This window comes from Gordonia sp. GONU (genome assembly GCF_024733855.1).
Taxonomy (GTDB): Bacteria; Actinomycetota; Actinomycetes; order Mycobacteriales; family Mycobacteriaceae; genus Gordonia; species Gordonia amicalis.
Genome location: NZ_JANRHB010000030.1, coordinates 32124 through 56459, shown reverse-complemented (window position 1 = coordinate 56459; position 24336 = coordinate 32124). Strand labels below are relative to the sequence as shown.

Here is a 24336-nt window from a genome sequence, read left to right as displayed (position 1 = left end):
CCTCCGCCTCGAGAAAGGATTCACATGAAGACCGACACATCAGCCGAGAACGACGCCGACACAACCGGAACCGGCGTCTCCGAGCAGGACGACACGGCGTCGTCGACGACCGTCGAGAAGGCCACCGACGAGAAGACCACCGACCAGACGGCGTCCGGCTCGGAGTCCGCCGCCGAGGAGTCACCGAAGAAGTCGAAGACGCTGTCGGTCAGCAAGAAGTCGAGAAAGGAAGCCGAATCCTCCGCGGACGAGACCGCCCGGGAGGACTCGACCGGGTCACCCGCCGGCGACGGCGGACGTCCGGTGGGCCGCAAGTCCGCCCGACTCGGCTGGGGCGCAGCAGGCGTGGGTTTGCTGGCGGTCATCACGATCGCGGCATCCGCGCTGGCGATCGTCTTCGGCGTGCAATTGAAGAACCGCATCGACATCGAGCACTCCGGGCAAGAGGCACTACGGACCGCGGAGAGCTATGCGGTCGCACTCACCAGCATCGACACCCGCAACCTCGACCGGGACTTCGCGCGCGTACTCGAGGGTGCCACCGGCGAATTCAAGGACATGTACTCGAGTTCGAGTTCGCAGCTGCGCCAGCTGCTCGTCGACAACCAGGCGACCGGCAAGGGAACCGTGATCGATGCGGGTATCAGGTCGCAGTCCGAGAACAAGGTCGAGGTGATGCTGTTCGTCGACCAGACGGTGACGAACACGGCGAGCCCAGATCCTCGTCTCGACCGCAGCCGCATCCTGATGACGATGGAGAAGGTCGACGGACGCTGGCTGGCCTCCAAGGTCGAATTGCCGTGATCGCTCCGACGAAACCGGTCCCCCCGACATAGGTGACGAAGTAAACTATGTTGCACCGGGGCGTCGGATGTTGACGCCTGCACACAGCGGGAGATCACACCATGCAACAGACCCTGAAGGCCCTGGCCGAGACGTCGCTCGCGATCTCGCCGTGGGCGCCGGCACCCAAACCCACCAGCGTCGGCGAGGTGGACGCTGCCTTCCTCACCAAGGTCTTCGCCGCGAAGGCACCCGGGGCGGTCGCCGAAGGCGTCACCCGACTCGACGGCACGTCGGGAACCACCGACCGCAACCGGCTCGGCATCCAGTGGAACCGCGTCGGCCTCGACGCCGGACTGCCGGCCAGCGTCTTCATCAAGTCGACGCCTCTGAACGCCAAGAACCGGACGATGGTGGCGGCACTCGACATGGCCGTCAACGAGGTGAAGTTCTACGACCAGATCCGTCCGCAACTCGCCGATTCGATCGCCCCGAAGTCGTACTTCGCACATGCCGGCCACGGTGCCCGGCATCTACTCGTCCTCGAGGACCTCGAAGCCGCGGGTGCCACCTTCCCGTTCAGCGTCGAGGAGATCACCCTGCCCGGTGTCGAGGCCATCATGCGAACGCTCGCGCGGGTGCACGCGCAGTTCTGGAACAGCCCGCGGCTCGCGTCGGAGCTGCCGTGGATCGCACCCGAATCCGCACGTCCGGGATTCCCGTTGTTGCTCTGGCAATTCCGCAAGGTGCGCAAGACGATCCTGAACGACGAGAACGTCGAGATCCCGGCCGCCGCCCGGCGGATGGCGGAGTTCGCGAACCAGAATGACAAGGCGCTGCACGCGAAGTGGGAAGAGGGTCCGCAGACGATGCTGCACGGCGACTCCCACATCGGTAACACCTACCTGAAGCCAGACGGTACGGCCGGCCTCCTGGACTGGCAGGTCATCCACCGGGGTCCGGGCCTGCGCGAGGTCAGCTACATGCTCACCCACTCGACGCCTGCGGCCATCCGCCGCGGAAACGAGGAAAAACTCCTCCGCGCGTATCTCGACACCCTCGAGGATGAAGGCGTCGAGGACGCGCCGACCTTCGATCAGGCTTGGGAAGCGCTGCGGTTCTTCGCCTTCGACGCCTGGGACTCGATCGCCATCTGCACGGTGTGGCCGGGGCTGCAACCGGCCGACCGCGTCGAACTCGCCTTCGCGGCCGCGAACTCGATGGTCGAGGATCTCGAGGTCGACAAGGCCATCAAGAAGGCGCTCGCCTGACGCCGAACACCGAATGTCGAACGCACCGTCCCGATCGGGACGGTGCGTTCGACATTCGGTCCGGCCGCCGGGTCGGCGGTGCGTCCCGTGTTCGGCGTTGACGACCCGAATGCGAACACTTGGATCAGACGCCCTGCCACCGCCCGCTGACGAAGCCGAATTCCCCTGCAGTGGAGCGATGTTCACGTTTCGGGGGTCGGCCAGGCAGCTCGCCGAAAGCGAATAGAATACGAATAGTCTGTCGCGTTATTCTCGGTGGCATGGTGATCCAAGACACAGCACGGCCCGCTGTTGAGCCGACCCCGTCGGTCGCGTCTGTTCCACACAAGCGCAGCGTCTTCGACTGGGCCGTGGACAAGTCCTTCCAGTCGATCCGGGACGAGTTCTTCCGGAACGTCCAGTTCACCGAACCGAAGGATGATCCCGGGTGGTTCGGACCCGGGAGCGCCGTCTGGTACGTCCACGAGCACCTGCCGACGGTCCAGATCGCCATGGGTGCCGCCGCGATGATGGAGACCCTGCACCCCGACATGGCCTGGATGGCGTACGAGCACACCCGCGCCCTCGAACGGATCGACGGCGTACCGACCGGCCAGTTCGACGAGAAGGCATTCTCCTCACGTTCCGGACACACCCTGTCCTTCTTCTTCGGTGTCGCCCTGGCGTCGACGCCGGTGGCCGAACGGGTGTCGAAGACGGTCCGGGGAATGCACAACCGCATCGAGGGTGTACGTCCCGACGGCCACGCCTACAAGGCCAGCGACCCCGATCTGCTGACCTGGAACTACTGCACCCAGGCGTGGGCTCTCGCAGCGTCGCACAAGGCCTTCCATCCCGACCCGCTCAGCGACGAACGTCTCGAGGAGTTCTTCCACGACTACGCACGGATGGGTAGTGAGCTGGGCGGAGCGAACGTGCCGACCACGAAGGAAGGTGTCGACAAGTATCTCGCCGACTCGCTGCCGTACCTGGCCGTGACCATGCCGACCGTCGAACTCCTCAATCCGACCGCACCGTGGCGCTACCCCTCGTGGCAGCGTCCAGTGGTGAGCCTCGTCGACTGGGCCATCCAGGATCTCCATCCGGAGTGGGCGCAGAAGCTGATGAACACCAGGCAGTACCCCAAGCCGATCGCCGCGGCTCGTCGCCGCGCGGTGAAGGCACTTCTGGGCTCGTTCCGGGACGGCAAGATGAAAGAGGTCTACGAGTCCTACGAGCGCATGGGCGTACCGTTCCCCAGGGACTGAACTGAACTACTCGACGCGGGTTCGCGGACACTGTCCACGGGCCCGCTTCGTCATCTCTGCAAGTCGGCCGTTGACATGCAAGCAGCGACTTGCCTATGGTCGGGTGTGGCCGACGTGTTCCATGCTCTCGACGATCCAACGCGACGTGCGATCCTCGACGAACTCGCCGACCGCGATGGTCAGACGCTGTTCGAGATCTGCGGACGTCTCACCGCCAACCGGGGACTGAGCCTGACCCGCCAGGCCATCTCGCAACATCTGGCCGTACTGGAGGCCGCCGGATTGGTTCACGCCGAGAAACGCGGACGCGCCAAGTTCCACTACTTCGATCCGACACCGCTGGCAGAGATCGCCAGGCGGTGGCCCGCGCCACGAAAGGCATGACATGAGAATCGCGTTGACCTCGATCTTCGTCGACGACCAGCGAAAGGCATTGGATTTCTACACCGACGTCCTCGGCTTCACCAAACACCTCGACATACCGCTGGGTGAGGACGCCTGGTGGCTCACCGTCGTGTCGCCGGAGGCGCCCGAAGGAACCGAACTCCTGTTGGAGCCGGCCGGGCATCCCGCGGTGAAGCCCTATCGGGATGCACTCGTCGAGGACGGTATCCCGTTGGCGCAGTTCGCCGTCGACGATGTGGACGCCGAGTACAACCGCCTGCGTGAACACGGTGTCGTCTTCACCCAGGAGCCCACCGACGTCGGAACGGCAATCGTGGCCGTCTTCGACGACACCTGCGGCAACCTCATCCAGATCGCCGCGGTCAAGGAGGCCTGACCCGGCCTCCCGGAGGCGTTCGCCCGCGGGTGCTGGTGTTCGGTCTCGATCCGAAGGCTGCTGTCACGCTGTGGCGAGTGGCGCCGAGAGTGGTGGGATCTCGACGACGCGGGCGCGTAACGCAACGGGGTCGCCGTCGAACATGTCGATCCACCATCCGATGTTGGGCGCCTTCCGCCTGCGCCCGTCCTGGTCGGTCTCCCATCGAGTGAGCGCGGGTTCGGCGATCAACAGCGGCGACGCCGGATCCTTCTCGACCTCGAGCCTGCGTCTCTGGCGTCGATGGCGAATTGTGGTGCCGTGCAGTCGAAATGGTCCGATTGCGAGTTTGATGAGGTTGATGACCTGGTATGCGGCGTTCATCGACTTGTTGGCGGCATACTCGGGGCACGCGGGATCGACCGGCTGTCGGATCGCCGTGAACCGGTCGTAGGAGAACTCGAGACCGCGCAGGCTCGCTTCCCGCACCATCCAGGCCAGGGTGAGTTCGGACGGTTCGACCACTTTCAGACCTCCGCCGATGTCGGAGTGCACGCCCTCGAACCAGACCTGCTTCACATCGGTCTCGGTGTTACCGGCGGTCTCCCAGACACACGGGTCGAACGTCAGCCGACACTCGTCGATCGCCAGCGCCTGACGCGCGACCTCGACCTTGTCGCCGAGCTTCACATTGTGGAAGTTGTGCTTGTACCGGGTGATACCGGGAACGCCGAGGGCTCCCACGGTGTCGAACACGCCGATGAACGCGACCGGCACCTCGCGACCGAGGGCGGATCGTTTGTTCTCGTCCCGATACGACTGCAGGGCCTTCTCGAACAGGTTGCTCGCGGGGTTCTCGGCCAGTTGGCGTGGCGTGACCAGCCCGACCTTGCTGATCATCCCGACCAGACTGCGGGCGGTGTACGCGCCTCGACTGAAACCGAAGACGAAGATCTCGTCATCGGGCTCGTAGTTCAGGACGAGAAAACGGTAGGCGTCAACGAGATTCGCGTTCAACCCGCGACCGAAGGCGCCTCCGAGGACACGGTCGGACCACGCGGAGCCCGTCCCGACACCGTTCACGTAGTGAACCAGTTGAACGGCACCGTCGGCTGCATCGGTCTTGACGGCCCGAGCGATCTTCTCCACGTTGGAGACCCGCGGATCCTTCGATGATTTCCACGTGCCATCGCAACAGATGATCAGGCGTTTCCTCATGCAGCCCCTCCATTGCGTCGACGGGCCCGACACATTCGACGGTAATGCCGCACACCGGTCCATGCAGTACACGTCAGTCGTACGGTTTACTGGTCTGATGAGCATCTTCGCGTCTGGACTCACGCGGGTCGTCCTCGCGGTGGCCGGCGCTGCGTGTGCCGTGACCGGTGCGGTGGTCGGCGTCGGCCCGGCGGTGGCAGCGCCCACCGCCCTGGCCCCCGGGACGGCCGGACTCGTACCGGGACTGGCGGCGTCGTACACGCTCGCCGCGAACGACGGCCGCGCCCAAGGGATTCAGATGTACATCACCTCCGGCAAACGGTCCGACGCCGAACAGCGACAGTTGTGGCGGAACGCCATCGCCACCTACGGCAGTCCCGCGGCGGCCCGGCGCTGGGTTCTTCCCGCGGAGGAGTCGCCGCACGTTCGCGGTGAGGCCGTCGACGTCGGCCCGTGGGAGGGCGCTGCCTGGCTGGAACGCAACGGCTATCGCTGGGGGTTGTGCCGGACATTCGTCAACGAGTGGTGGCATTTCGAACTGGCCACGACACCCGGGACAGCGTGCCCGCCGATGTGGCCCGATGCCGCGGTCCGGGCGGATCGCCGCGGAATCTGATCCATCGGCCGTAGGCTGTCGATCGACGGGTCGCACGCTCGTCATCTCCTCACACGGACCGAGAGGCGGTCCGGTGACCAGGAGGTAGACCATGCATTACTCACTTCTGCTGCACTACCCGGAGCAGGACGCCACGACGCTCGGCGAGGACGCCATCCGGTCGGGTCAGGCAGCATTCTCCGCCTACGCCCGGGCATTGCAGGACGCCGGTGTCCTGGTGAGTGCCGAGGTGCTCCAGCATTCGACCGCCACCACCACGCTGCGGAAGGTGGACGGCGAACTCGTCATCCAGGACGGTCCCTTCGCGGACACCAAGGAGCAACTCGGCGGGTCCATCGTCGTCGATGTCGAGGACCTCGACGCCGCCATCGAGTGGGCACGTCAGGCGCCCCCCATCGACTGGGGTGTCGTCGAGATCCGACCCGGGGCCACGTACACCGTGAACGGGGCGTGGACACCGAACGGATGAACCGGCCTGGAGCGCACGCCGTCGCGGAACACGCCGCTCGCGAGGCGTATTCGCGGCTGGTGGCGCTCCTGGCCGCTTCATCGGGCGACCTCGCGCTCGCGGAGGACGCGTTGTCGACCGCCTTCGAACGTGCGCTCGTCACGTGGCCGGCACGCGGCGTACCCGAGAAACCGACCGCGTGGCTGCTCACCGTTGCCCGCAACCACCAGCGCGACGTCTGGAAGTCCGCGTCACACCGGATGTCGGTCGATCTCGACGACCGCGCCGATATCGCCGGGGAGGCCAGCGTGACACCCATCGACGATCTCGACCCCGACGCGATCGGCGACAAGCGACTCGAATTGCTGTTCACCTGCGCTCACCCCGCGATCGACCCGGCCATCCGGACACCCCTGATGTTGCAGGCGGTGCTGGGATTCGAGGCCACTCACATCGCCGCGGCCTTCGCGGTGGCGCCCGCGACGATGGCGCAACGACTCGTCCGCGCCAAGCGACGCATCCGCGACGCCCGCATCCCGTTCGCCGTTCCCGACCGCACGGCGATGCCGGGACGACTGTCCGCGGTGCTCGAGGCCGTCTACGGGTGCTTCGCGATCGCCTGGGAGGACGCGACCGATCGCGGTCCCGACGCCGTCGAATCGATGACGGGGGAGGCGCTGTATCTCGCCGTGACACTCGCATCTCTCCTCGACGTCGAGCCCGAGGCATGGGGACTCGCCGCTCTCATCGCCCTGTCGTTGTCCCGTGCGCCGGCCCGGAACGGACCGTTCGTCCCGCTCGAGGAGCAGGACCCTGCGCTGTGGGACGGCGAACTGATCCGCGACGGCGAGGCGATGCTCCGACGTGCCGCGGCGCTCGGCGCACCGATGGGGCGATTCCAGCTCGAGGCCGCCATGCAGTCGGTCCACGCCGATCGCGCACGCACCGGCGTCGTCGACTGGGCCGTACTCGAGAACTTGTCGACCGCGCTCCTCACCGTCACCCCGACACTGGGTGCACGGGTCGCGCACGCAGCCATCGTGGGGCGCGCGACGTCGCCCGCCGATGGTCTGGCGCTGCTCGGGCAACTCGAGGAGCAGCACGACCTCGACGACTTCCAACCTCTCCACGCCACACGCGCAGACCTCCTGGCCCGCACCGGCGCACTCGACGAGGCACGTCGGCACTTCGAGCGCGCCGCGACGCTCGCCCACGACCCTCGCGTCCGGGAGTACTTGCGGTGCCGGGCGGACCGCATGGGGTGACTCCGTCACGGGGGACACGTGCGCAGACGCCGCCCTGGCGTCGTCCATAGGAGCCGGCTAACCCTTCCATAGGCGCAAATCATCGGCTGCACAGCGTATTCCGTGATAGTCACGACCTAGGCTGGTGAGTCGGACAACGAATGTCCGACGACACGGGAGACCGCAATGACTGCATCCGCCGAGGCCGTCACCGACGTGACCTCCGAGCCCTACCGCTCGCGCCGCAACCACTGGAACAACCATGTCCGACGACACGCCCTGACGACTCCCGACGAACCCGCGATCACCTTCCTCGGCCAGACGCGCACGTGGAGGCAGATCGACGACCGCTCCCGGGCTTTCGCCGCGGCGCTGAGCCGACGCGGTGTGGAGTTCGGCGACCGGGTCATGATGGCGCTGCTCAACCGCACCGAGTACGTCGAAGCGATTCTGGGGGCGACCCTCATCGGTGCGATCGCGGTGCCGGTGAACGTCCGCATGAGTCCCGGCGAGGTCGCCTATCTCATGACGGACAGCGGCGCCGAGGTCGTGGTCACCGAATCGGCGCTGACCGGCGTCGTGGATGCCGCGCGAGCCCTGGGAGGCACCTCCGACACCGTGGTCGTCGTCGGCAAGAGCGACAACCCCGACCATCTATCGTTCGAGGACCTCCTGACCGAGGACTCCTCGGATCTCCCGCCGGTGGACGTCCCCGAGGACGCTGTCGCGATCATCATGTACACCTCGGGCACCACGGGCCGTCTCAAAGGTGCGATGCTGACCCACCAGAACTTTCAGTCGCAGGCCGTCACGTCGATCTCCACGACGAACCCGCAGCGCGGTGACGTCGCATCGATCGTCCCGCCGATGTTCCACATCGCGGGCCTCGCGACCTTCGCGATGGTCTTCTACCGAGGAATCCGGGCGGTCATCCATCCGCTGGGATCCTTCGACCCCGACGTCATGCTCGACACGCTGGAGCGAGAGGGCTCGACATCGGTGTTCATGGTGCCCGCACAATGGCAGGCAGTGTGCGCCGCACAGCAGGCACGTCCGCGCGGCCTGCGTCTGCGTCACCTCAGCTGGGGTGGCGCCCCCGCCTCGGACACCGTGCTCAACGCCATCAACGAGACATTCCCGGGCGTTCTCAACATGACGTCGTTCGGGCAGACCGAGATGTCGCCGGTGACCTGCATCCTCGAGGGCAAGGACGCCCTGCGGAAGATCGGGTCGATCGGCAAGGTGGTGCCTGCGGTGACGGCGCGCATCGTCGACCCGCTGATGAACGACGTGAAGCCCGGCGAGGTGGGGGAGATCGTCTACCGCGGGCCGACCCTGATGAAGGGCTACTGGAACAAGCCCGAGGAGACCGCCGACGCCTTCCGCGGTGGCTGGTTCCATTCCGGTGACCTCGTCCGGGAGGATGACGAGGGATTTCTCTTCGTGGTCGACCGTGCCAAGGACATGATCATCTCCGGCGGTGAGAACATCTACTGCGCCGAGGTCGAGAACGTCCTCTACGGCCATCCCGCTGTGGCCGAGGCGGCGGTCATCGGCCGGGCGGACCAGAAGTGGGGCGAGGTGCCCGTCGCGGTCGTCGTGCTCGCCGACGGTGTAGAGGACCTGACCCTGGCGGAGCTGGGACCCCACCTGAACGACAATCTGGCGCGCTTCAAGCACCCAAAGGATCTCGTGATCATCGACGCCCTCCCGCGAAACGCCGGTGGCAAGGTCACGAAACCCATGCTGCGCCAGCGCTTTGGCAGCAAGGACGCCGGTTTGTCCGATTGACCCGGCGAAATCTGACGAGCAACCCGCCCGGTCTGCGTAGGGTGTGACGCAGACAACAATGTCGACCATCGCACGATCGACACGGGAGCATGATGACCGCAACCACCGACGCCACCGCCGACCTGACCACCGAGCCGTACCGCTCGCGCCGCAACCACTGGAACAACCAGGTCCACCGGCATGCGCTGATGACGCCGGACAACATGGCGATCACATACCTGGACAAGTCCACGACGTGGAAGCAACTCGATGACAGGTCACGAGCTTTCGGCGCAGCATTGAGCCGACTCGGAGTCGAGTTCGGCGACCGAATCCTCATGGTGCTGCTCAACCGCACCGAGTACGTCGAAGCCGTGCTGGGCGCAACGCTGATCGGAGCGATCCCGGTTCCGGTGAACATCCGGATGAGCCCCGCCGAGGTCGCTTATCTTGTCGCCGACAGCGGGGCCAAGGTCATACTGACCGAGAAGCTCCTCGTGCCGTTGGCCGATGCCGTGAGTGCGTCCACCGGCGCGATCGACACCCTCATCGTCGTCGACGGCAGTGAGAACCCCCAGCATCTCGACTATGAAGGCCTTGTCGCGCAGGGGGACTCGGATCTGCCGGCGGTCGATGTCCCGGAGGACACCGTCGCCGCGATCATGTACACCTCGGGTACCACCGGAAAGCCCAAGGGCGCCATGCTGACCCACCAGAATTTCCACGCGCAGGCCGTCACCACGATGGCGACCACCGCGTCGGCCGATGCCGAGGACGTGGCATCGGTCGTACCGCCGATGTTCCACATCGCCGGGCTAGCCGCATTCGCCCCGGTCTTCTACCGCGGCATCCGCGCGGTCATCCATCCACTCGGCGCTTTCGACCCGGACGCCATGCTCGACACCCTGGAGAGGGAAGGCACCACCTCGGTGTTCATGGTGCCCGCACAGTGGCAGGCGGTGTGCGCGGCGCAGAAAGCGCGGCCGCGGAAGCTCCGTCTGCGCAACATCAGCTGGGGGGCGGCGCCGGCGTCGGACACCGTGCTCAACGCCATGGGCGAGGCCTTCCCCGAGGCGCTGAACATGACCGCCTTCGGGCAGACCGAGATGTCTCCGGTGACGACGATCCTCGAGGGCAAGGACGCACTGCGCAAGCAGGGTTCGATCGGCAAGGTGGTGCCCGCGGTGACCGCCCGCATCGTCGACCCGCTGATGAACGATGTGAAACCCGGTGAGGTGGGGGAGATCGTCTACCGGGGCCCCAACCTGATGAAGGGCTACTGGAACAAGCCCGAAGAGACCGCGGAGGCATTCCGCGGCGGGTGGTTCCACTCGGGCGACCTCGTCCGTGAAGACGAGGACGGCTTCCTCTACGTCGTCGACCGCGCCAAGGACATGATCATCTCCGGCGGCGAGAACATCTACTGCGCCGAGGTCGAGAACGTCCTCTACGGCCACCCCGCGATCCTGGAGGCGGCCGTCATCGGTCGCGCACACGAGAAGTGGGGCGAGGTGCCGGTCGCCGTCGTGGTCCTGGCCGAGGGCGTCATCGATCTGACGCTGGCCGAGCTGGAACCGCATCTGAACGAGAATCTCGCGCGGTTCAAGCACCCCAAGGATCTCGTGATCATCGACGAGCTACCCCGGAATGCCGGCGGCAAGGTCGTGAAGCCGAAGCTGCGGGAGAGCTACGGCAGCAAGGATGCCGGCCTGGCCGACTGACCGCCTCCGCCCCCTGAACGGGTCAACCCGCCACCTGCATGAGGTAGCGGGTTGACCCGTTCGGAGTGGGTCTATCCGACCATCACTTCTTCTTGTCCTTCTTCGGGCGCGTCGCCTCGAGTTGTCGTCCACGCCGCCGATAGCGCCAGATGAACCAGCCGACGAGAATCGCGAGAAGGACACCGATGATCACGCCCCACGCGGTGGCGGCGCGGAAGCCCGGGGCTTCGACGTCGAAGATGCGTTCACCCGCATGGGCACCATTGCCGCCGCCGGCGACGACGGAGAGCGTCAACAGGTTGGGGATCGCCACGACGATGCCGGCGACGGCGAACGCGATCGCCGGGACGTTCCGCAACCGGCTGCGGCTCAGGAACGCCAGCGTGAACAACAGGAGCGGAACGAAGGTGCAGAGAACACCCAGGACGAGTCCGGTCCAGACGCCGCTGGCCATCGAACCGTCGACCCGCCTGCCGATCTGCCCGGCCCACCAGCGCGGCAGGAACGCCTCGAGGATGAAGTAGGTGATCACCAGGAGGGCGGCGATGATCAGGCCGATGACGACCTTCCTGACGATCGTGTTCGCACGTTCGGCGGCTGTCGGCTTCAGTGATGCATCGGTCGTCGCGGGGGCTCCCGGGGGTGTCGCCCCAGCCGGTGCCGACGCGGGCGGGACCGGCACGGTGTTCGAACCGGGCGGCGGGTCCACCGGGTCTGTCGGATGGGCCGAGAACTGCTCGTTGCTCATGGGCCGAGTGTAAGCGCGGAAGATGACCTTTCAGGTGCGACGCCGCCGACGATCGGTGCCGGCCGGCGAACCCGCGTCGCGAATCCCGCCGTAGATCCCCCGGCGGACGATCCACGGTTGCAGCACCGTGTCGACCGACCAGGCGGGGAAACGGAACGCGCGACCGTTCGGCGCGAACACCTGCAGACCGTCGCGTTGCACACCGAGAACCGATCCCCACCGTCGGCGGGGCGGCACGTAGCGCCGCGCCCGGTCCGGCCGGCCCGCCAGGTCGACGCGGATGTTGTGGGCGAGAAGCCGGTCGGCACGGTTACGGGCCGAACCACGGAGGGCGTCGGTGGCGGCGATGTCGCCGACGGCATAGACGAGTTCATGTCCCGGAACCCGGAGCTGCGGTGTCACGTAGACGAATCCGCCCGGATCGAGGATCTGCGGGGGCAACCACTCCGAGTTCGGGGTCACCCGACCGATCGCCCACAGCACCGCGTCGGCGTGCACGGCGTCCTGCCCGGTGGTCCAGCGCACGGATCCGCTGGTGATCTCGTCGCAGCCGAAGCCGGCGGGCACCCGGGCGCGGTGTCCGCCGTGCACACCCACACCGAGTGTGCGCAGCCGCGCCGACACGTTCTGCCAGGTCCGCCGATGGTGGCGGGGCAGTGCGCGCTCACCGGGATGGTAGAGATCGATCCGTTTATCCGGCCAGGTCGCTGCCAGGTTCGCCGCCGCGCTCACCGCGGCGGCACCCCCTCCGATCACTGCGATCGAATCCGCGACCGCCAGACGGCGGTGTGCAGCGGCCAGGTCCCGGTCGACGTCGGCCGCGGACTGGAGACCGGCACGTCGCCAGAAGCCGTTGCGGACACCTGTGGCGATGACCAGTGCGTCGAACGGTTCGATGAGATCGGTTCCGTCGGCATTGCGTACGGTGACGGTTCGTTCGACGAGGTCGGCTCCGGTCAGCGACCCGTGGACGGTGCGGACGCGGTCCAGCTTCCGGAATCGTTCGAACGGAATCCGGTAGTCGCGGGCCCAGGTGTCGGGCCGACTCACGCGAAGCCCGAGTTCCTGACCGCTGACCAGTCCGGGCTTCGACGAGATCCCGACGACGTCCGCGTGGCGGGACAGATGGATGGCGGTGAGGATGCCGGTGTCACCGAGGCCGGCGACCACAACGCGTCGAGTCATCCGGGGGTGCGTTCGGCGGAATGCGGCGGAGGGGTTCGGCGAGGTGGGCGGGGTACGAACCGGGACACCCGGTCGACGACATCGGGATAGCCGGGACGTCGGGACAGGTTGCGCTGCTCCATCATCGGAATGCTGGCGCCGAGGAACATCGCCAGCATCACCGCCACACCCACGAGCAGCCACCACCAGTCGGCGGGCGCGGCGGCGATCCCGAACAACGCCATCGCGACCCAGAAACCGAACTCGCCGAAGTAGTTCGGGTGCCGGGACCACGACCACACGCCGGAGTCCAGCACCGACCCAGGCGTGCGGTGTGCGGTGAAATGACGCAGCTGGGCGTCGGCGACGTACTCGAGGGCGATGGCGGCCGATCCGACGACCGCGGCCAGTGCGGTGAGCCAGCCGATCGTCGAATCATGCCGGGTGACTGCGACATACACCGGGACCATGCCGAGGAACACCTGAATGGTGGGGAAGACGTGGATGGCGAACAGGTCGACGACGAAAGCCGCGCCACCTGCCCGGTCCTTGAGCATGCGGTAACGCCAGTCCTCGTGCTGCAGACCCGGCCACCCGATGGCCCAGTTGGCGGTGAGCCGAACCGCCCATACTCCGAGGACGAGAGCGATGACCCAGCAGTGCACCGCGTCGATGCCGACATCACCGGCGGCCCACCAATACACCAGGAGTGCGGGCGGTATGACGCTCCAGTAGGCGTCATACATGCTCGAGTTCGAGTACAGGCGACTGAAGCCGAAGATCACCAGCGTCGCCCAGAGGTCGGCGATGAGGGTGTCGAGCCACAGGTGACCGGTGTCGGGACCCAGCCACAACCATGCGGCGGCGACACCGAACGCCACCAGGTAGGCGAGCACCACGCGCACGAACGACGCTGTCCGGCTCACGAGATCTCGTCCTATCGTCGGCGGGTCACAGCTGCTTCTCGATGGGCCCGACCAATTTCTCGGGTTTGGTGGCCGGTGCGAAGCGTTCGACGACGACTCCGTCGCGGTTCACCAGGAACTTGGTGAAGTTCCACTTGATCCGTCCGCCGAACACTCCTGACTTCTGAGTGCGTAACCACTCGAAGAGGGGATGGGCATCGGGCCCGTTCACATCGACCTTGGCGAACATCGGGAAGGTGACGTCGTAGGTGAGCGAACAGAAGTTCTTGATCTCTTCTTCGTCGCCGGGTTCCTGATGTGCGAACTGGTCGCACGGGAAACCCAGAACACGCAGTCCCTGCTCCTGGTAGTCGCGATGAAGCGTCTCGAGGCCTTGGTACTGGGGTGTGAAGCCGCACTTCGACGCGGTGTTCACGATCAGCAGCGGGTCGCCCCGGAACTGCGAGAGGTCGACCGGGTTGCCGTCGATCCCGGTCGCGGTGAAGTCGTACGCGGAAGTCATGCCGCCACGCTACTTCCGGTCCGTGCGCAACGACACGCATTGGACGGAAACCCGCACTTGTCGCAGATCAGTCGCCGAAACGTTCGGTGCGGATACGGGTCGGGTCGTGGCCGGCGTCGACCATCCACTTCGCACAGTCCTCGACGAACCGGTTGGGCCCGCAGATGTACACGGTCGGTGATCGGGAGGGATCCATGGTGAGTGCGGCCAGTTCCGCCGAGTCGAGGCGTCCGGCCGGTCGCGCCGATCCGGCAGGTGCGTCACGAGTGTGGACGAGATGGAGATCCATGCGATGGTGCTCCCTGAGTTGCCGGATCTCGTCGCGGTAGTAGACGCGTTCCGGACTGCGCACCGAGTACACCAGGGAGAAGGGTGTGAGCGGTGCGTCGACCTCGCGGCTCCGGATCATCGACATGAGCGGCGCGACCCCGGAACCACCGCCGATCAGTTGCACCGGCCGGTCGTCGCCGGAGGCCCAGGTGAAATACCAGCCATGCGGTCCACTGATCTCCAGAGGATCACCGACCTCCACGACATCGACCAGGTAAGGGGACACCTCACCGTCCTCGAGGCGTTCGACGGTGACCTCGAGCGAGCGTGTCTCCCGGGCGTCCGACACCGAGTAGGTGCGGGCGGTGGAGTAGCCGTCCTCGGCGGTGAGCCGGATGTCGACGTGCTGACCGGGCAGCACATGGACGGGTTCGGGCAGCGCGAGACGCAGTGTGCGTGCGGTCGGGGTGATGTCGACGACGGAGGTCACCGTCGTCAGCAGCCAGTCGGTCACGAGTACCGCTGCTCACGCCAGGGGTCGCCGTACATGTGGTATCCGCGTTCCTCCCAGAATCCCGGCGTGTCCTCGGGCATGAACCGAAGGCGCCGAATCCATTTCGCACTCTTCCAGAAGTACAGGTGAGGGACGAGGAGCCGGGCGGGACCGCCGTGTTCGGGTGCCAGCGGTTCCCCGTCGTAGGTGTCGGCAATCCAGCCTCGTCCACCGGTCAGATCGGCGAGCGGGACATTGGTCGTGTACCCGCCGTAGCAGTGCGCCATGACGTACGGGGCGGGTTCGAAGGGCAACGCATCGATCAGCGTGTCGAAAGAGACACCACGCCAGCGCGTCGCGAACTTCGACCACCTTGTGACGCAGTGGATGTCGGTGGTGATCTCGTCGTGGCGCAGCGCCTGGAACCGCTCCCAGGTGTATGTCGTGACCCGGTGCTCAGCCGACTGTATGGCGAGGGACCATCTGTCCAGGGGGACAGACGGTGTCGGTTCGGCCGACAACACCGGGAAGTCCAGGGTCGTGTACTGCCCGGGCGGCAGCCGGCGAGCATCGCGGTCGCGACGGCCCACGAACCCTCGGTTGACGATCGCCATGGTCGCGGAGTCTACGCCCGACCGGTCGGGTCGGCGGCGTGGCCGTAGACGGTAGTGTGACCTCTCGGCGCGTTGCGCCGACAGCGCTTCGGGCGCCATGGAACGATCGTGGCGACTCACCGAGCCCGGAGGTACGCCATGCCCGTAGGGATGCCCGATCTCGTCATCGACGCACGAGGACTACGCAAGTCGTTCGGCCGTTTCGAAGCACTGCGCGGGCTCGACCTCCGGGTCCGGCGGGGGGAGGTCCACGGATTCCTCGGTCCGAACGGAGCAGGCAAGTCGACGACGATCCGCGTGCTGCTGGGATTGTTGCGGGCCAGCGCGGGTGAGGTTCGGATACTGGGCGGCGATCCGTGGCGCGACGTCGTGGAACTCCATCGACGGCTGGCCTATGTCCCCGGTGACGTCGCCCTGTGGCCGTCGATGACCGGCGGCGAGATGATCGATCTCCTCGGTTCGATGCGCGGCGGACTCGACGAGGAGCGTCGTGCCGATCTCGTCCGGCGTTTCGAACTCGACACCACCAAGCGCGGACGCCAGTACTCGAAGGGCAACCGGCAAAAGGTGGCGATCGTCGCCGCGCTCGCATCGGAGGTGGAGCTGCTCATCCTGGACGAGCCGACGTCGGGACTGGATCCGTTGATGGAGAACGTCTTCCAGGAGGTGGTCGGCGAGGCCAAGTCCCGGGGTACCACGGTCTTGTTGTCCAGCCACATCCTCGCCGAGGTCGAGACCCTCGCCGATCGTCTCAGCATCATTCGCGACGGCGTGATCGTCGCGACGGGGACCCTGGCGGACCTACGGGGTCGCACCCGCACATCTGTACGTGCCGAGCTCGAGACCATCCCGTCCGAGGATTTGCTCGGTGAACTGCACGAGGTCGACATCGACGGTCGATGGATCAGTGCCACAGTCGATTCCGACCGCATCGGTGCGGCGATGGAGGTGTTGACATCGTGCGGGCTGCGGTCGCTCACCGTCGAACCGCCGTCGCTGGAAAGCCTGTTCCTCCGGCTCTACGGCGCCGAGGGTTCGGCGTCGGAGGAGGGGTGACCATGGCCGTCGCCTCGATCGCCGGTACGCGACCGCTGCTGACCGCGACGCTGCACCACGAGGCGAGAACGTTCGCTCCGTGGATCGTGCTGCCCACGGCGTTGTCGGTGTCGTCGGTCCTCGTGTACCCCTGGTTGTTTCCCGACCTCGTGGAAAGGCGGGCCTTCGCCGCCACGGTCGGGGCCAACCCGGCGCTGGGTTTGATCTTCGGCCCGGCCTACGACCTGTCGACTGTCGACGGCTTCAACGCCTGGCGCAGTCTCGCACTCGGCGGGTTCATCGCGGCGCTCGGCGCGATCTTCATCGTCGTCAAGGCCAGTCGTGGGCAGGAGGACTCCGGCCAGGCCGAACTGCTGGCTTCAGGTGTTCTCGGCCGGTCGGCACGCCTCCTGACGGCGCTGGTGATGGCCGTCCTGTGCTCGCTGGCGATCGGTGTCGTGGCCGCGGTGGCCACCGGACTGTGCGGCGGCGCCTGGGGGTCGTCGATGTTGCTCGGTGCCGGATTCACCGTCACGGGTTGGATGTTCGCCGCCGTCGCGGTTGTCAGCGCTCAGGTGGGCGCCGACGCCCGTGCGGCGACGACGATCTCGGTGTCGCTGCTCGGCGTGCTGTTCGTCCTGAGAGGATTTCTCTATTCGGTGAGCGCACCGACCTGGACGACGTGGGCCAACCCGCTCGGATGGGTCCAGGAGACGCGGCCGGCAACCGGAGATCACTGGTGGCCGCTGACACTCGGAGTCGCACTCGCGGTTGTTCTCGCCGGAGTCGGCTTCGCACTTCAGGTCTCACGTGATTTCGGCCAGGGACTCGTCCCGTCCAGGCCCGGACCGCCGCGGGGGCGGAACAGAACGCCGATGGACCTCGCGGTCCGCCTCAACCGAGCCCCGATCGCCTCGTGGTCGGTGGCGTTCATCGGTCTGGGCGTCGTCTTCGGTTACTTCACCAGGTCGGTGAAAGGCCTGCTGGAGGCGAATCCGGCGATGGCCGGGGTCTTCGCCTCCGGCGCCGCGTCCCCGGCCGATCTGATCTCCGCGTTCGTCACGACGATCCTCAGTCTGGTCGGGATCATCGCATCGGTCGCGGGCGTGCAGATCGTCAACCGCGTGCGTACCGAGGAACTCGAGGACCGGGCCGAAGCGGTGCTCGCGACATCGGTTGCCCGAGTGCGCTACATCGCCACCAATGTCGCTGTCGCGCTGCTGGCCACGGCGGCGTTCCTGCTGATCGCCGGGGTGGTGGTCGGTATCTTCGCGTCCACCGCAGACATCGGTATCACCTTCGGCGACGCGCTGCTCCAAGCCCTTGCGACGATCCCGGCGACCTGGACGGTCATCGCATTCGCGGTCGCCGTGATCGGCGCCCGACCGGTCGCCCGTCCGGCGATCTGGCTCGGCGTGCTGGTGTCCTTCGTGATGACCATTCTCGGCCCGAGCTTCAAATTGCCCGGGTGGGCACTCGGTTTCAGCCCGTTCCACCATGTACCCGACGTCGTTGCCGCCGGCGCGAACTGGTGGGGCCTTCTGTGGATCGGCATGGTGACCATCGGGTTCCTGGCCATCGGTTTCGCCGGGTTCCGACGGCGCGACATCCCGTGAGGTCAGCCGAATCCGTATGACATCGAGCCCGGTTTCCGGACTCGATGTCATACGGATCGCGGTTCGCGATCAGTTCTGTCGGAGAGCCGCCGCAAGCCGGCGCCACTGCTCGCGCGGGAAGCCGCGGTGGTCCTTCTGGAGCACCTGGACGCACACGTGATCGGCGCCGGCGGAGCGGTGTTCGTCGATGCGCGACAGGATCGCCGACTCGTCGCCCCAGACGATCAGTGCGTCGAACAACCGGTCGCTGACCGTGGTGAGGTCCTCGTCGGTGAAACCGAGGCGACGAAGGTTGTTGGCGTAGTTGGGCATCGCGAGATAACCCGTGAGCCACTTGGTGCCGACCGCACGCGCCTCGTCGCGGTCCGCGGCGAAGATCGCAGTCTGCTCGGGGGCGAGCAGCGGTCCGTCGCCGAGGGTCTCGCGAGCGGTGGCAGTGTGCTCGGGCGTGACCAGGTACGGGTGGGCCCCGAGTGTCCGGTCCGCCGCGAGACCGAGCATCTTCGGTCCGAGTGCCGCGAGGACCCGGCTGTCCGCTGGGACCGGCTGCGGCGCGGCGTCGAGCCCGTCGAGGAATGCGCGGGTGGTGGCGAGCGGCTTCTGGTAGCGGCCGGCCTCCTGCGCGTCGATGAGCGGAGCGTGGCTGATACCCAGGCCGAGCAGGAAGCGCGGACCGAACTCATCGGCGAAACCCGCGTGCGCGGCCGCGACATCCGCGGGTTCGTGCATCCACATGTTGAGGATTCCGGTGGCGACCACCGCCTTCTCGGTGGCACCGAGCAGGTTGCGCACCGAATCGAGAACCGGACCGCCGACGTCGGGAATCCAGAGGGCGGTGAAGCCCAACTCGTCGAGTTCGGCAGCGGCTTCCGCGGCCTCCCCGGCGTCTCCGTATCGTAGTGGCGAACTCCAGATTCCTACCCCGTCGAGATTCATGGTCACGACACTACCGACGGTCCTCGGCGGGGGGCGCGAGTACCGGGTTCATGGCCCTTTCGACGTTCCCGGCACCGTCCTGGCCAGGCGGGTGTCGAACGCAGCGGTCAGCTGACGGAAGACCTTGATTCCGACCGCCCCGACGACGATGACGCCGATCCCGACAGCTGTGCTCAGTTCTTCGGTCAGCAGACCGGCGATCCCGATCGCCAGGACATAGCCGGGCACCCACTCGAACAGGTGGAACATGCTCTGCGGTTCCTCGTCCGTCGGCCACCCCTCACGGACGGCGGCGTGATACGTGGCGTAATCGGGATAGAACTCGGTGAACGCGATGGCGAATACCGTGCCGCCGATCTGGATGATCCAGCCGGTCCAGAAGTTGTTCGGGTCGTCCAACACGATGTCCCCGACGGCGCCCGAGATCGCTGCGACGGCAAAACCGCCGACCCACGCCCAGGTGATGACGTAGTTGATCCGCAGGAACAGCGGACTGGTCCAGTATTCCGGCTCGGTGGTCTCGCGGGCGTACTGGAGGGTGAAGGGTTGCCGCACGAGGATCGAGCCCAGGGCGAAGGCCACCAACGCGACGTTGGTCATCTCGCCGCCCCATTTTTCCAGCCAGTCGATGACATCGTCCGAGGCGAAAAGAGCCAGTGCGGCCATCGTCCCGAAGTAGGCCACATCGAACAATTCGAGCAGTTTGAAGCTGCTCCCGCGGCGATGGGTCCCCACGACCAGCAACAACGAGAGCGCGAAGGCCGACGCCGCTGCCTCCTCGAAGCGGCCCGGTCCCGTCACGAGTGCCATCAGGATCCACGGCGACATACCGGCGAAGGGGGAGTCCAACAGCGCGGTCAGAACACCGCGCGCACCCGACCTCGGTCCGTGCTCCGTAGCGGGTCGGTCGGTCGCCGAGTTCTCCGGCACGTTGGACATCTCTGAATTGTGAGTCTTCGCTGGGGTTTCCGCTTGGATCTCGCCGAATACGTATGGAAAGGGTCAAATCACGCCGCGTCGGCGTGATTCGGGTCAGCGCCGGGGCGCGATCACCAGCGCCGCGTTGTGGCCTCCCATCCCCAGCGAGGTCTTCACGGTGGGTCCAGCATCGAGAGGGGACAGGCCGTCGAGCAGTTGCGGGATACCCTCGGACACCCTCGGCGTCGCCGGGATCTCGCCGCGCTCGTAGCCGAGCAGCGACGCGGCGAGCTCGACCGCACCCGCTGCTCCCTGGCAATGCCCGGCAAGTGGTTTGACGGAGAAGACCTCGCTGTTGGGCAGCATCGTCTCCGCGACCGTCGCCTCGGCGCGATCACACTGCGCGGTACCCGGACCGTGCGCGTTGAGATATCGGATCTCCTCGCCCGCGACGCCGGCGGCCGACAGCGCCTGTTCCACGCAGCCCACGACGTTGGTCAGTTCCGGATCGATCGAGGTGACGTGATAGGCGTCGTGGGACATGGCCCCGCCCAACACATCTGCATAACCGTCAATGGCGCGGTTGGTCATCGTGAAGGCGATGGCGGCCTCGCCGAAGGTGAAACCGCGGCTGCCGGTCTGGAACGGACGGCAGGCGTCGAGTGCGTCGGTGTCGGTGACGGCGACGCCCAGCTGCACGAACATGCCGACCACCTCGGGTTTCGCCGACAGGTCGGTCGCGACGACGAGCACGTCGTCGACGAGATCGGAGTCGAGCCACGACTTCGCGGTCACGATCGCCGCGGACCCCGAGGTGCACATGGCCGACACGTTCATGGCCGGACCGTGAAAGCCATACTCCTGCATGAGGAGCGAGACCGGCGTGGACGGTGTCACGGACAGGTACTGACGTCCCGTGTACTGCCCGACACCGGAGGTGACCATCGGGTACATGTCGAGATCGCCGAGCACACAGGCGTGTACCAGCCCGACGCGAGAGCCCGGACGCCAACCGCGTTCCGACGCATCCTCGATCGCCTCCCGCGCAGCACTTCGCATCGCGCGGGCGAACCGGGTGTTCCCGTCCGCCTGGTCGCCGCCCTCCGGTACTCGCACAATCCAGCCCGGGCCCCCGTGATCGTCGGAACCGAATCCGAAACCCTCGTGCAACGCGGCTGCGGACTTGCCTGAGACGAGGCCGTTCCACAGGGCCTCCCGACCCCATCCGTAGCCGGTCACAGCTCCCACACCGGAAATGGTCGATCTGTTGTTTGTCATTGGTGCACTCCCTTTTCGTGATTTGGAATTGACAGCGATTGTCGAGGTCATCGGACCGAACCCCACCCACAAGAATCCCCCAGAAAGCGGCATTCGACCCATCTCACGGCGCCGGTCGCGACGAGATTTCACGGTGCCGGTCGCGACGAATCTGACTTTGGCACGACTCTGCCGTCGTTTTCGCGCTCCATTTGTCCCCTGTGTGGGGGAATATGAACAGCGGGGGCTCGGAGCAGGGTGGGGGGAGGACTGACGCAGTGCCGGAATCGATGCCGACGGACGGTGGCCACGGTGATCTCGTCGCGCCGCACGCCGAGCCGATGACCCGATCCAGCGACGCGGCGGTGGCGGAACGCTACCGACTCCTCCTCGAACTCAGTCCGGACGCGATCGCCGTACACCAGGACGGTGTCATCGTCTATGTGAACTCCGCGGCGCTCGACTTCGCTCGTGTGACCGACCGGGGTCAGATGCTCGGCCGTCCGATCACCGACTTCGTCCATCCTGACGAACTCGCGCACATGATCGAGCGAATCGTCAGCATGGGCGAGGAGGCCGGAGCGGCGACGTATCCGGAGGAAGTCGTGATGGTCGACGCCCACGGGGTGTCACGTCCGATGGAGGTCACCTCGGTACGCACGGTGTGGCACGACAAGCCCGCCTATCAGGTGATCTTGCGCGACATCACCGCCCAGAAGGCGATCGAGGTGGCTCTACGGCGGCAGGCGGCGTTGCTCGATCACGTCAGCAACGCCGTAATCGCCGTCGACCGGGACATGACCGTGCGGTCGTGGAATCCCGCCGCCGAGCAGATGTACGGAATCAGCGCCGACAAAGCCCTCGGTCGTGAACTGGGTTCGGTCATCGGCGGCACCCTCGACATCAAGGCGGCGATGGCACTGGGTGGCACGGTGGACCAACTCCACCGCCGTGCCGACAACGATCGGACCTTCCTGGCCCACATCTCGGTGACGTCGATGGACGATGGCTTCCTGATCGTCGCCGAAGCCACTCGCAGACCGCTGATCGAACGCCTGGGCACCATCCTGGCCGCCCTGCACCAGGCAGTGATCGTGGTGCGAGGGGACGGCAGAATCGAACTGGCGAATCCGGCCGCCGCGACCATGCTCGGTCCACAAAGCGTGCCCGGTTCGCTCGTCCACGATCTGCCGCTCGACTTCGTCGACGGTGAATCGCCGGTCGTCCGTTGTCTGAGGACCGGGGTCGCGATCACCGATGCGACCGCGACGATCAACACGCCGGGCGGCGAGCGATGGCTGTCGTGCAGCTGCCGGCCGATCGACGACGACACCTCCGACGCGGTCGCACTGGTGTCCTTCGCCGATATCACCGAGCGCTATCGCGAGCGGACCCGGCTGGCGTGGGACGCGGTCCACGATCCACTCACCCAGCTGTACAACCGGGCCGGGATCCTCAAGGAGCTCGAGGCGCACATGGATGCCCTGGCCGAACACGACTCCGGTTGCGTGGCGATCTATTACATCGACCTCGACAATTTCAAACTCGTCAACGATTCGCTCGGTCATGCCGTCGGCGACGAGGTGCTCCACGCCGTCGCCCAGCGGCTCGCGGCGGCGACGCCCCCGGCGGGTGCGGTCGGGCGGATCGGGGGCGACGAGTTCGTCCTGGTCACCACCCACACGAAAGAGAGCACGACCGCCGAGATCGATCGACAGATCGAGTCGGTGCGCGCCGCGATCAGACCTCCCGTGAGGGTGAGCATCCGCAGCGAACCGCTGACGGTGCGGGTGAGCATCGGCGTGGCCACCGTTGCGGCGGGCGAACGGTACACCCCCACGGATCTCCTTCGCGATGCTGATATCGCTCTTTACCAGGCACGCAAGGCATCTCGAGAACCGTACGTCCAGTTTCGGACGCAGCACCGGGAAGAACTCCAGCGCCGCCAGCGGATCGAAGAGGAACTGCGCCGCGCCCTGGACACCGACCGCTCGCAGTTGGAGATCCACTACCAGCCGATCGTCTCCACCGACACTGGAACGCTTGTCGCGCTCGAAGCACTCCTGCGGTGGAATCACCCCGACCTCGGTTCGATCCCGCCGGCCGAGTTCATCCCTCTCGCAGAGCAATCCACGCTCATCGACAAGGTCGGCGCGCACGTCTTGGCAACGGCCTGCGCCGAGGTGGCAGCGACGCCCGAGCTGGCGCAGATCATGTTGTGCGTCAACGCCTCCCGGCGTGAACTCACCAACGGCGAATTCCTCCACCGACTCACGGCGACCTGCGAGCAGACCGGCATGAACCCGCGATCACTCTGCCTGGAGATCACCGAGAGCGCGCTCGCACCGCTCGACGGCGGCCTGCTCAACCTGCTGCGTGAGATCCGGGCACTCGGCATCCACATCGCCCTCGACGACTTCGGCACGGGCGCTTCCTCACTGAGTGAGCTGTATCGACTGCCGGTCAGCATCCTCAAAACGGCCAAGGCGTTTGTCGACGCCCTCGAGGAACGCCCGAGCGCCCGCACGATCCTCGCGGGCATCGTCGACGTCGCGCACGCGATGGGAGTCCGGGTGATCGCCGAGGGCGTCGAGACCGCCGAGCAGGCCGCCACCATCGCCGCCGTCCGGTGCGACCTCGCACAGGGCTACCACTACGGACGGCCGAAACCGCTCGCCGAGATCGTGACCGAGGGCGCGGCGAGCTCGGCCCCCCAAGACGTACGGGACGACTTCTGACCCGCCGGTCCAGACCAGATCGAGACCGACGCGTGTTCGGA

At 66.4% G+C, this 24336-nt stretch carries 23 protein-coding genes; 13 read left to right on the top strand and 10 right to left on the bottom strand.

The annotated features are described in order from the left end of the window. The first annotated feature begins 24 nt into the window (after positions 1-24). From NWF34_RS20300 to NWF34_RS20280, 5 genes are all read left to right on the top strand, one after another. Positions 25-804 carry a hypothetical protein gene (locus tag NWF34_RS20300; RefSeq protein WP_258325959.1) on the top strand — a complete coding sequence of 260 codons (780 nt, stop codon included), beginning with the start codon at positions 25-27 and terminating at the stop codon, positions 802-804. A 101-nt stretch (positions 805-905) separates the two neighbouring features. Beyond that, positions 906-2054: an ecdysteroid 22-kinase family protein gene (locus NWF34_RS20295; protein ID WP_258325958.1), complete on the top strand. Its 1149-nt coding sequence runs from the start codon at positions 906-908 to the stop codon at positions 2052-2054. A 260-nt stretch (positions 2055-2314) separates the two neighbouring features. Continuing rightward, entirely contained in the window at positions 2315-3301 is a 987-nt protein-coding gene (locus NWF34_RS20290; protein WP_258325957.1) for an oxygenase MpaB family protein, read from the top strand. A 75-nt stretch (positions 3302-3376) separates the two neighbouring features. Further along, a complete protein-coding gene (locus NWF34_RS20285; RefSeq protein WP_258325956.1) occupies positions 3377-3685 on the top strand; it encodes a helix-turn-helix transcriptional regulator in 309 nt (102 codons plus the stop codon). Position 3686: 1 nt separating this feature from the next. Further along, entirely contained in the window at positions 3687-4082 is a 396-nt protein-coding gene (locus NWF34_RS20280; protein ID WP_258325955.1) for a VOC family protein, read from the top strand. A 63-nt stretch (positions 4083-4145) separates the two neighbouring features. On the opposite strand, the gene NWF34_RS20275 is transcribed toward NWF34_RS20280, so the two are convergent. After that, positions 4146-5279, bottom strand: a complete 1134-nt coding sequence (locus tag NWF34_RS20275) for a DUF2235 domain-containing protein (RefSeq protein ID WP_258325954.1) — start codon at positions 5277-5279, stop codon at positions 4146-4148. 97 nt (positions 5280-5376) lie between these two features. Between NWF34_RS20275 and NWF34_RS20270 the strand changes: the two genes are divergently transcribed. The 5 genes from NWF34_RS20270 (at position 5377) to fadD5 (NWF34_RS20250) (ending at position 11078) form a co-directional block, all read left to right on the top strand. Next, positions 5377-5895 carry a M15 family metallopeptidase gene (locus tag NWF34_RS20270; RefSeq protein WP_258325953.1) on the top strand — a complete coding sequence of 173 codons (519 nt, stop codon included), beginning with the start codon at positions 5377-5379 and terminating at the stop codon, positions 5893-5895. Between the two features lie 91 nt (positions 5896-5986). Beyond that, on the top strand, positions 5987-6364 hold the full coding sequence (locus tag NWF34_RS20265) for a YciI family protein (RefSeq protein WP_006438243.1): 378 nt from the start codon (positions 5987-5989) through the stop codon (positions 6362-6364). Further along, positions 6361-7608 carry an RNA polymerase sigma factor gene (locus tag NWF34_RS20260; RefSeq protein WP_258325952.1) on the top strand — a complete coding sequence of 416 codons (1248 nt, stop codon included), beginning with the start codon at positions 6361-6363 and terminating at the stop codon, positions 7606-7608. The genes NWF34_RS20265 and NWF34_RS20260 overlap by 4 nt, the downstream gene beginning before the upstream one ends. A 165-nt stretch (positions 7609-7773) precedes the next feature. Further along, a complete protein-coding gene (gene fadD5, locus NWF34_RS20255) occupies positions 7774-9378 on the top strand; it encodes a fatty-acid--CoA ligase FadD5 (protein ID WP_258325951.1) in 1605 nt (534 codons plus the stop codon). Positions 9379-9470: 92 nt separating this feature from the next. Next, complete coding sequence (gene fadD5, locus NWF34_RS20250; protein ID WP_258325966.1) at positions 9471-11078, top strand: fatty-acid--CoA ligase FadD5; 1608 nt, start codon at positions 9471-9473, stop codon at positions 11076-11078. An 82-nt stretch (positions 11079-11160) separates the two neighbouring features. Here fadD5 (NWF34_RS20250) and NWF34_RS20245 read toward each other — a convergent pair whose 3' ends face one another. The 6 genes from NWF34_RS20245 to NWF34_RS20220 all read right to left on the bottom strand — a co-directional run bounded on the left by NWF34_RS20245 (position 11161) and on the right by NWF34_RS20220 (position 15795). Next, a complete protein-coding gene (locus NWF34_RS20245; RefSeq protein ID WP_258325950.1) occupies positions 11161-11826 on the bottom strand; it encodes a hypothetical protein in 666 nt (221 codons plus the stop codon). 30 nt (positions 11827-11856) lie between these two features. Further along, positions 11857-13011: an FAD-dependent oxidoreductase gene (locus NWF34_RS20240; RefSeq protein ID WP_258325949.1), complete on the bottom strand. Its 1155-nt coding sequence runs from the start codon at positions 13009-13011 to the stop codon at positions 11857-11859. Then, entirely contained in the window at positions 13008-13916 is a 909-nt protein-coding gene (locus tag NWF34_RS20235) for a DUF1295 domain-containing protein (RefSeq protein ID WP_258325948.1), read from the bottom strand. Before NWF34_RS20235 ends, NWF34_RS20240 begins: the two co-directional genes overlap by 4 nt. A gap of 25 nt (positions 13917-13941) precedes the next feature. Then, positions 13942-14418, bottom strand: a complete 477-nt coding sequence (locus NWF34_RS20230) for a glutathione peroxidase (protein WP_258325947.1) — start codon at positions 14416-14418, stop codon at positions 13942-13944. A 67-nt stretch (positions 14419-14485) separates the two neighbouring features. Continuing rightward, positions 14486-15202 (bottom strand): ferredoxin reductase, encoded by a 717-nt coding sequence (locus NWF34_RS20225; RefSeq protein WP_258325946.1) that lies wholly within the window; start codon positions 15200-15202, stop codon positions 14486-14488. Then, positions 15199-15795, bottom strand: coding sequence for a sulfite oxidase-like oxidoreductase (locus NWF34_RS20220; RefSeq protein WP_258325945.1), 597 nt, complete (start codon positions 15793-15795; stop codon positions 15199-15201). The genes NWF34_RS20225 and NWF34_RS20220 overlap by 4 nt, the downstream gene beginning before the upstream one ends. Before the next feature lie 138 nt (positions 15796-15933). Between NWF34_RS20220 and NWF34_RS20215 the strand changes: the two genes are divergently transcribed. Next, entirely contained in the window at positions 15934-16851 is a 918-nt protein-coding gene (locus tag NWF34_RS20215; protein WP_258325944.1) for an ABC transporter ATP-binding protein, read from the top strand. Positions 16852-16853: 2 nt separating this feature from the next. Continuing rightward, the gene (locus NWF34_RS20210; RefSeq protein WP_258325943.1) at positions 16854-18446 is read left to right on the top strand and encodes an ABC transporter permease; all 1593 of its coding nucleotides are present in this window, start codon (positions 16854-16856) and stop codon (positions 18444-18446) included. A 69-nt stretch (positions 18447-18515) separates the two neighbouring features. On the opposite strand, the gene NWF34_RS20205 is transcribed toward NWF34_RS20210, so the two are convergent. From NWF34_RS20205 to NWF34_RS20195, 3 genes are all read right to left on the bottom strand, one after another. After that, positions 18516-19382 carry an LLM class F420-dependent oxidoreductase gene (locus NWF34_RS20205; RefSeq protein WP_258325942.1) on the bottom strand — a complete coding sequence of 289 codons (867 nt, stop codon included), beginning with the start codon at positions 19380-19382 and terminating at the stop codon, positions 18516-18518. A 48-nt stretch (positions 19383-19430) separates the two neighbouring features. After that, complete coding sequence (locus NWF34_RS20200) at positions 19431-20321, bottom strand: hypothetical protein (protein ID WP_258325941.1); 891 nt, start codon at positions 20319-20321, stop codon at positions 19431-19433. Positions 20322-20414: 93 nt separating this feature from the next. Next, positions 20415-21578: a beta-ketoacyl synthase N-terminal-like domain-containing protein gene (locus NWF34_RS20195; protein WP_258325940.1), complete on the bottom strand. Its 1164-nt coding sequence runs from the start codon at positions 21576-21578 to the stop codon at positions 20415-20417. Positions 21579-21898: 320 nt separating this feature from the next. Here NWF34_RS20195 and NWF34_RS20190 point away from each other — a divergent pair, with 320 nt between their 5' ends. Continuing rightward, complete coding sequence (locus NWF34_RS20190) at positions 21899-24295, top strand: EAL domain-containing protein (protein ID WP_375295694.1); 2397 nt, start codon at positions 21899-21901, stop codon at positions 24293-24295. Positions 24296-24336 lie beyond the last annotated feature (41 nt).

Excerpts from the sequence above, each read along its gene's own strand:
- NWF34_RS20300 (WP_258325959.1), top strand. The coding sequence starts at position 25 with ATGAAGACCGACACATCAGCCGAGAACGACGCCGACACAACCGGAACC.
- NWF34_RS20295 (WP_258325958.1), top strand. The coding sequence starts at position 906 with ATGCAACAGACCCTGAAGGCCCTGGCCGAGACGTCGCTCGCGATCTCG.
- NWF34_RS20290 (WP_258325957.1), top strand. The coding sequence starts at position 2,315 with ATGGTGATCCAAGACACAGCACGGCCCGCTGTTGAGCCGACCCCGTCG.
- NWF34_RS20285 (WP_258325956.1), top strand. The coding sequence starts at position 3,377 with ATGCAAGCAGCGACTTGCCTATGGTCGGGTGTGGCCGACGTGTTCCAT.
- NWF34_RS20280 (WP_258325955.1), top strand. The coding sequence starts at position 3,687 with ATGAGAATCGCGTTGACCTCGATCTTCGTCGACGACCAGCGAAAGGCA.
- NWF34_RS20275 (WP_258325954.1), bottom strand. The coding sequence starts at position 5,279 with ATGAGGAAACGCCTGATCATCTGTTGCGATGGCACGTGGAAATCATCG.
- NWF34_RS20270 (WP_258325953.1), top strand. The coding sequence starts at position 5,377 with ATGAGCATCTTCGCGTCTGGACTCACGCGGGTCGTCCTCGCGGTGGCC.
- NWF34_RS20265 (WP_006438243.1), top strand. The coding sequence starts at position 5,987 with ATGCATTACTCACTTCTGCTGCACTACCCGGAGCAGGACGCCACGACG.
- NWF34_RS20260 (WP_258325952.1), top strand. The coding sequence starts at position 6,361 with ATGAACCGGCCTGGAGCGCACGCCGTCGCGGAACACGCCGCTCGCGAG.
- fadD5 (WP_258325951.1), top strand. The coding sequence starts at position 7,774 with ATGACTGCATCCGCCGAGGCCGTCACCGACGTGACCTCCGAGCCCTAC.
- fadD5 (WP_258325966.1), top strand. The coding sequence starts at position 9,471 with ATGACCGCAACCACCGACGCCACCGCCGACCTGACCACCGAGCCGTAC.
- NWF34_RS20245 (WP_258325950.1), bottom strand. The coding sequence starts at position 11,826 with ATGAGCAACGAGCAGTTCTCGGCCCATCCGACAGACCCGGTGGACCCG.
- NWF34_RS20240 (WP_258325949.1), bottom strand. The coding sequence starts at position 13,011 with ATGACTCGACGCGTTGTGGTCGCCGGCCTCGGTGACACCGGCATCCTC.
- NWF34_RS20230 (WP_258325947.1), bottom strand. The coding sequence starts at position 14,418 with ATGACTTCCGCGTACGACTTCACCGCGACCGGGATCGACGGCAACCCG.
- NWF34_RS20220 (WP_258325945.1), bottom strand. The coding sequence starts at position 15,795 with ATGGCGATCGTCAACCGAGGGTTCGTGGGCCGTCGCGACCGCGATGCT.
- NWF34_RS20215 (WP_258325944.1), top strand. The coding sequence starts at position 15,934 with ATGCCCGTAGGGATGCCCGATCTCGTCATCGACGCACGAGGACTACGC.
- NWF34_RS20210 (WP_258325943.1), top strand. The coding sequence starts at position 16,854 with ATGGCCGTCGCCTCGATCGCCGGTACGCGACCGCTGCTGACCGCGACG.
- NWF34_RS20205 (WP_258325942.1), bottom strand. The coding sequence starts at position 19,382 with ATGAATCTCGACGGGGTAGGAATCTGGAGTTCGCCACTACGATACGGA.
- NWF34_RS20200 (WP_258325941.1), bottom strand. The coding sequence starts at position 20,321 with ATGTCCAACGTGCCGGAGAACTCGGCGACCGACCGACCCGCTACGGAG.
- NWF34_RS20195 (WP_258325940.1), bottom strand. The coding sequence starts at position 21,578 with ATGACAAACAACAGATCGACCATTTCCGGTGTGGGAGCTGTGACCGGC.
- NWF34_RS20190 (WP_375295694.1), top strand. The coding sequence starts at position 21,899 with ATGACCCGATCCAGCGACGCGGCGGTGGCGGAACGCTACCGACTCCTC.